Raw genomic sequence first — 6,000 nt, 5'->3', positions numbered from 1 at the left:
TTCATTCCGTTCTTGGCGTTCCCGCCCGAGCTCCGCAAAGTCATCTACACCACCAACTCGATCGAGTCGCTGAACTACCAGCTCCGCAAGGTCATCAAGAATCGGGGACACTTCCCCAACGATCTCGCGGCGCGCAAACTGCTGTGGCTGGCGATCTGCGACATCGAGGACAAACGGGCCCGGCAACGCGAGAAGGAACGCGGCAAGCCCGCCGCCACGCGCAGAGCCCCCGGCAGGCTCGTCGAGGGCCAAGTCGTGACGAACTGGAAACAGGCCCTCGGGCAACTAGCCCTGGCCTACCCCGACCGCATCGAACCCCACCTCAACTAGACCCAACCAGCAACCACAGGAAACCCAGGAGTCACGTTCTTACACAGACATCTTGACAAGCTCGCGCGTTCGGATGGCCACAGTGATGCCGAGCGGTCCGCAGTCGCAAAGAGCTCACGCCCGTGCTGCGACATCCAATGTTCGAGAATGCCTACGACCCAGTCGAACTCAGGCACAGTCAGGACCGTGCGTCGCCGTGGGCCCGACCCTGACATGCCCTTGGCGTAGCGGACTTGAACAGCGCCGTAGTGTCCATACTTCTCGACATGCGGATTCGGGCCGAAGTCGTAGTGTTCCAGCATCGCCAACTCGCGGCGCCGGAGACCGTAGGCATAACAGACCTTAAACGCTGTCGAGTCTCGCATGAGCGGGAGCCAGCGTTTCGAGCCCTTCGTGAACTCCTGGTCTACGAGGTCATCACACGCGTCAAAGAACGTCTGTAATTCGACCTGGGTGAAGCTACGCCGATTGGCCGGAATCGCGTCATCTGTCTTGTGGCGCGGCGTGTTCCACTCGAAGACAACTTGAGCGGGAACGTCATCGAACGCTTTGCTACAGAAGGTAGCCCACCCGTACCTTTCGTCAGTGACGTAATAGCAGAACGCCCGAATAGTGCCAGCGTTCGCGCGCAGCGTCGACACCGAGACAGCTTTGGGACCGGTGCGCCGATCAGCGAGGAACTCATCGACATGGATGGGTTGCCAGGTCCACGGATACTCGTTCGAGTGCTCCTGGAAACGCGCCACCAAGCTGCAGGACGACCGGATAAACGGCACACCTAGGCCACGCGCCAGCATCTGCGCCCGCCAGCCGTCCAGCATCGCCTCGAACACTCGGTCTTCAGGCCGCAAGAGACCGACGACACCGTTGGCGAGGAACTCAGGGAGCCGGCCCGGGACGCTCTGCATCAACTCAATGTACGCGAGAATCTCTCATCTGTTTGGCTAAACCAGCACCGAAGTGCGAGAACGATGACCCGAGCGAGCGGCGGCACGCCACACGCACCGGCGCAACCTGCACGGTCACTCGAGATGGACTGGGTCGAGTCCTCTCATCTGTTTCTACTCGGCCTCGTTCAGTGCCGATAAGATACATTATGTCAAGTAAGGCTCTGCATATTGCATCAGATGCATCAGCCCACCCACTCCTCCAAATCATTGATGCAGGTCACCGACTCCCCGGTGGGCGTCATTTTTCCCAACTGCGATGTCAGCCGACACCGACGGTCCTACAGGTGAGACGACAGCAGCACGATCGACGCGTGCCGCCTGATGAAGCGCGACGGTGAGTCCAGCGCGTCCGCAGCTGTTCGTAGGTCTTCGTGCCCTATGTCCTGGATCCGATCGGACGTGAGTTCTGCAGCCATCACTTCGTCCAGCTCCGGGCGCATAGCGAGAACTTCACGAATCGGTGCGTAGTCGAGCTGACACCTTCGCTCGCCATCGACGTACGGAGCACTCACCGCCCTGCCGGCCAGATTGTCCGGCAGATCCGCGAGGAGATTCATTGCTCTACAGGTCTGGCCGCCGGCACTCAGCACGGACACGGTACGCGCTCGAACCTCTGCCGTTGTCGTCGGAACCTCTGCAAACGCAACGATTCGCTCGGCGGCCTGATCGTCAACCTCGCCGATCGCGAGCAGGACGTCAAGAACGCGATCGATACCACCCGACGCGGCCGCCTCCGAAGGAAGCAGGCCCAGCGCGGCGACAACGCGTGAAACAGCCGTCGATCCGGCGGCAACCAACAGACGGTGCGCCAGGTGATGTTGTTCGCGGGAATCGGCGTGTACGAGTATCTCGACCAGTTGTTCGACTTGTTCAGGCTCCGAGAGTCGAGAGAGTTGGTCCTCGATCTCCGCGAGCTGGTACAGCTCTGGGAACAGCGTTGCAAGCTGCTCGACGGTGAGTGAATTCTTCATCGCAGCAACGGGATCGTCCGGATCGTGGACTACGACCGCGAACGCTTCGTTGACGGCACCGGATCTGATCAGCACTCGAGTCGCGCGGCGGGATGCGCTCACCAGACTCTCGCGGAACCGGGCGGTGACCCAATCCCAGACGTAGTCACCAAGACCAACGGAAGCTGTCAGCGTCTCAGCCCACTTGTCACCCCTGCCTGACCAGTCGACCTGCACCGGCCAACTATCGACGTCCCATCCCCGATCAGCCACAGCACAATCCGGTACGCCAGTGGCCACCCGGATGGCTGGCCACAGGAACAGCATGTCCCGCGCATGAACATCGGTCAGCGCAGCGCCGTACACCGCTGACCCCGCAGACCGCGTCGTGACTTCCCGAACCGCAGAGACGATCTCCTCGGTGAGATCACCTTCCAGGCGACCCCAGTCGACTGCGCTCATCCCTCCCCCGATGCCGACGCGACATCAGCGGTCATGTGAGAGAGATCCCGATCTTCTCCGCCATCACCCGGATCATGTGCTGCACGCCGATTTCGTTGCGCCCGATGGCCATGTGGTCATGCTGCCCGCGGCGCACTCCTTCACCGCACTGAGGGAGCATCGCGAAGTCTTCGTCCCGAACAGCGGCATGAACCTGTGCGAATATGCCGGCATACATCTCCACCTGCTCAGGACTCTCCGCAGGGTACTTCGCCATCCAACTGTGCCGCACAACGCAACTCGTGGCCGAATCACCCGGCAGAATGTCGATGACCTCGACTCCTACAGGACTGTTGGCCAGGATGAGGTTGGGATAAACCCAATAGATGATGCCCATCTGCGCAGTCGGGTCATCCCACGAGTCGTCTTGCTCCATACCCTCGAGATCCCGAACCCAGTTGAACGGGAAGCCGATACGGTGGTGCGGGCCGAACTCGTCGTAGACGTGGGTGTTCGCGATGGTGTTCTGTCCGATGACGCTGTTGCCGTGGACAAATGGAAAGTGGTAACCCTCGGCGAAGGCTTCGAGCGCACCCTTCCAGCTGACGGCGGAGTTCAGGGATCGCTCGTCGTGGTACTGGTAGTCCTGGTAGTTCCACCGTGCGAGTTCGGCACCGCACTCACCCAGGTGCGTGTCCAGATCCATTGGCGCATCGGCGTTGAGGACACCCCAGATGAATCCGTGACGCTCCTCGCTGGGCAGCTCGACCAGACCGTATTCGGCCCGATTGACGTCGTCGAACCCTGCCTTGCCCGGAATCCCGCGAAGCTGTCCATTGTTGTCGTAAACCCATGCATGGTACGGGCATGTGAATCGTCGGCTGTTCCCTGCCCCGCAAGCCGGCATCGCGCCACGGTGGCGGCAGTAGTTCAAGAAGACGTGAGCCTGCCCGTCACGGTCACGGGTGATCAGCAACGAATCGTCGAGCACCGTGCGCACGACATAGTCATGATTCTTCGGGATCTGAGCCGATGCCAGCAGAGGAAGCGGCGTCTCCCTCAACAGTTGGTTCCGTTCGTACTCGGCGATCTTGTCATCGCGGTAATACGACAGGGGCACCCGCAGTGTCGACTCGGCCATGTCCGTGGTGTTGGCGACTGCCAGGTCCAATGCTCGTCGAGTGAGCTCAGCTCCGAACGGACTGGCGGTCGGTCCCGTGCTCGGTGTGGGGTTCTCGAACGTCGTCATGCCAGGTCCTCTCGTCACCAGTGCCCTTACCGATGACCATACATGAAACACGTTCTATGTCTAGTCGTTCGCGTCGATCCCCCGATCCAATACGCCACTAGGATCGACGAGCACGACACAATGGGCAGGTGCGTACACATGGATGGGCCGGCCTGATTCCCCCGGCCGACGACGACGAGGCTGCGAAACGCATCATCGCCGCCGCCGGAGAACTGATGGAGTCGGGTGCAACCGATGTGAACATCCGTCAGGTCGCACAGAAGCTGGGTATCGCTCGCCAGACCGTCTACCGGTACTTTCCCAACAGTCAAGCGCTGCTCGTCGCGACGGCTCAACACGCCACCAACGAGTTCCTCGACGACTTGGCGCGGTCACTTGAAGGTCTCACCGAACCTTCCCACGCGATTGTCGAGGCAGTCGCCCTAACCTTCGAGCGCCTCCAAGATAATCGCCGATTCGCCCTGCTGTTCGTTCAACCGGACAACACAGAACTCACCGCCGAGGTCACCGCTACGCGGTCCATCGCCATAGGACGCGTGATCGTCGACCACCTTCCGATCGACTGGGCCGAACATGGATGGACGGACGCCGACATGAATGAGCTCGTCGAAGTCATGCTCCGATTCGTCCAATCACTCCTCGTCGACCCGGGCGACCCTCCTCGTCCCCCAAACGAGCTACGCGCATTCCTGCATCGGTGGGTCGGAACGGCCATCGAGGCGAAGAATTCGACGTCCACGTCGGTGGCCCGAGTTCAGTCCTGAAACTCGGAGCGTCACTGAACACCGAACAAGTTGCACCAGTCATCCTGTCTCGAGTCGTCTGTCATACTCGGGAGGTTGGTCACCCTACCGGGGACTCAGTGACACCCCGATGAGACTGCGCTGACGGAACACCCGCGACACCCGGCGGTCAAGTGCCGCGTCACAGGTGCCAATGACCTGGCGCATCAGAAATGAAGGAAACGCGGCCCTCAGGCTCCAGCATCTGGATGCGTCACCGAACGTAGCTCTAGTTGGGGTATGCCAAGAAAATCACCTGGGTTGCAGGTGTACAGCGGAATGCCGTTCGCGATGGCGCAGGCCGCGATTAATGCGTCATATGCCCGCGCACTGGGCTTTCGCTCCGATGAGCGTAGTGCCGCCGCGACGCCGCCGAAAGCTCGCGCGCTCTCGGCAGTGAATGCCAGCACCTCGAAATCCGCTTCCGCCTGCTGTACGTGCTGTTGCCGAGCACTTCGCTCGCGGTGGGTTCGCGCGACGTGCGGGCCAACCGAAAGCTCCGCAAGGGTAATCGCACTTATCACCGACTCCTGGGGCAGCTCGTCGGAATCCGCCAGTCTGCCTAGCAAAATCACCGTTGAGGTGTCAAGCATCCCCCGCGTTGTATCGACCGGCCCCGTCATAGGGACGAATCCAACACGCTATCGATGTCAGACCGCAGGGCGTCCGGGTCGATCTGCGGAAGATGGGCGCGTCGCCGAATCAGCTCGGCCGCGCTCACACTCTTTCTGGGCAGAGACCTGAGTTCGGCCACTGGCTCGCCGTCGCGCGTGACGACGACACGCTCGCCACGCGCGACCCTGCGCAGCACCTCGCCACCGTTGTTACGAAGGTCTCTGACACTCACCAGGTCGGGCATGCCAACAGCGTATCACCGGTGATACACACGTCGTCGAAGACGATACAGCAGTCGAATATGCAGGGTAACCAGTAGCGTTGCAACCGAGTCGCATCCACGCCCGTGGCCACTCCTCCGAACTGTCGGAGGACAGGCAGGACATCGCAGCTCAGTTCTCAGTCAGATCACCCCAGGACTGCCGTCAGATCGAGGCGGGCCAGACGAGCTTGGTCCGAGAGGATGTCGATCGCGGTGATGCGGTCGTCGGCGATTGTGAACCCGATGACCGAAAACGGTTCACCCTCAACAGTATTGACCATCCCAATACCGCCGTTGACCACTGCGGGGTGAACTGTACAGAGGGTATCGGTCATCGTGCATGGGACCTCCTTGGTTCACCCCGAAACTAGGACGAACGGGCAGCGGGGAACGTGACCCTGACACATTCTCTCCGTCCTCC

The 6,000-nt window shown here is 61.0% G+C and carries 8 protein-coding genes; 2 read left to right on the top strand and 6 right to left on the bottom strand.

Features of this window, described 5'->3' with window-relative positions:
- Positions 1 to 330, top strand: a 330-nt coding sequence (locus B1818_RS22375; protein ID WP_176455979.1) for a transposase, incomplete at its 5' end; no start/stop codon positions are given.
- On the opposite strand, the gene B1818_RS22370 is transcribed toward B1818_RS22375, so the two are convergent.
- From B1818_RS22370 to B1818_RS22360, 3 genes are all read right to left on the bottom strand, one after another.
- Positions 327 to 1,238, bottom strand: a complete 912-nt coding sequence (locus tag B1818_RS22370) for a site-specific integrase (protein ID WP_254859848.1) — start codon at positions 1,236 to 1,238, stop codon at positions 327 to 329. The genes B1818_RS22375 and B1818_RS22370 overlap by 4 nt on opposite strands.
- A 320-nt stretch (positions 1,239 to 1,558) precedes the next feature.
- Positions 1,559 to 2,692: a hypothetical protein gene (locus tag B1818_RS22365; RefSeq protein WP_058253465.1), complete on the bottom strand. Its 1,134-nt coding sequence runs from the start codon at positions 2,690 to 2,692 to the stop codon at positions 1,559 to 1,561.
- 31 nt (positions 2,693 to 2,723) lie between these two features.
- Positions 2,724 to 3,920: an aromatic ring-hydroxylating dioxygenase subunit alpha gene (locus tag B1818_RS22360; RefSeq protein WP_078114051.1), complete on the bottom strand. Its 1,197-nt coding sequence runs from the start codon at positions 3,918 to 3,920 to the stop codon at positions 2,724 to 2,726.
- Positions 3,921 to 4,048: 128 nt separating this feature from the next.
- On the opposite strand from B1818_RS22360, the gene B1818_RS22355 reads away from it, so the two are divergent.
- Positions 4,049 to 4,684, top strand: a complete 636-nt coding sequence (locus tag B1818_RS22355) for a TetR/AcrR family transcriptional regulator (protein ID WP_058253466.1) — start codon at positions 4,049 to 4,051, stop codon at positions 4,682 to 4,684.
- A 209-nt stretch (positions 4,685 to 4,893) separates the two neighbouring features.
- Here B1818_RS22355 and B1818_RS22350 read toward each other — a convergent pair whose 3' ends face one another.
- From B1818_RS22350 to B1818_RS22340, 3 genes are all read right to left on the bottom strand, one after another.
- On the bottom strand, positions 4,894 to 5,295 hold the full coding sequence (locus tag B1818_RS22350; RefSeq protein WP_231742614.1) for a type II toxin-antitoxin system VapC family toxin: 402 nt from the start codon (positions 5,293 to 5,295) through the stop codon (positions 4,894 to 4,896).
- Between the two features lie 26 nt (positions 5,296 to 5,321).
- On the bottom strand, positions 5,322 to 5,561 hold the full coding sequence (locus tag B1818_RS22345; RefSeq protein WP_058253467.1) for a type II toxin-antitoxin system Phd/YefM family antitoxin: 240 nt from the start codon (positions 5,559 to 5,561) through the stop codon (positions 5,322 to 5,324).
- Positions 5,562 to 5,725: 164 nt separating this feature from the next.
- A complete protein-coding gene (locus tag B1818_RS22340) occupies positions 5,726 to 5,914 on the bottom strand; it encodes a hypothetical protein (protein ID WP_175404374.1) in 189 nt (62 codons plus the stop codon).
- Between the last annotated feature and the right edge of the window lie 86 nt (positions 5,915 to 6,000).

This window comes from Gordonia sp. IITR100 (genome assembly GCF_002009645.1).
In the GTDB taxonomy this organism is placed as follows: domain Bacteria; phylum Actinomycetota; class Actinomycetes; order Mycobacteriales; family Mycobacteriaceae; genus Gordonia; species Gordonia hongkongensis.
Note: the sequence above shows the minus strand (reverse complement) of the source record. Positions and strands in the feature narration are given on the sequence as shown.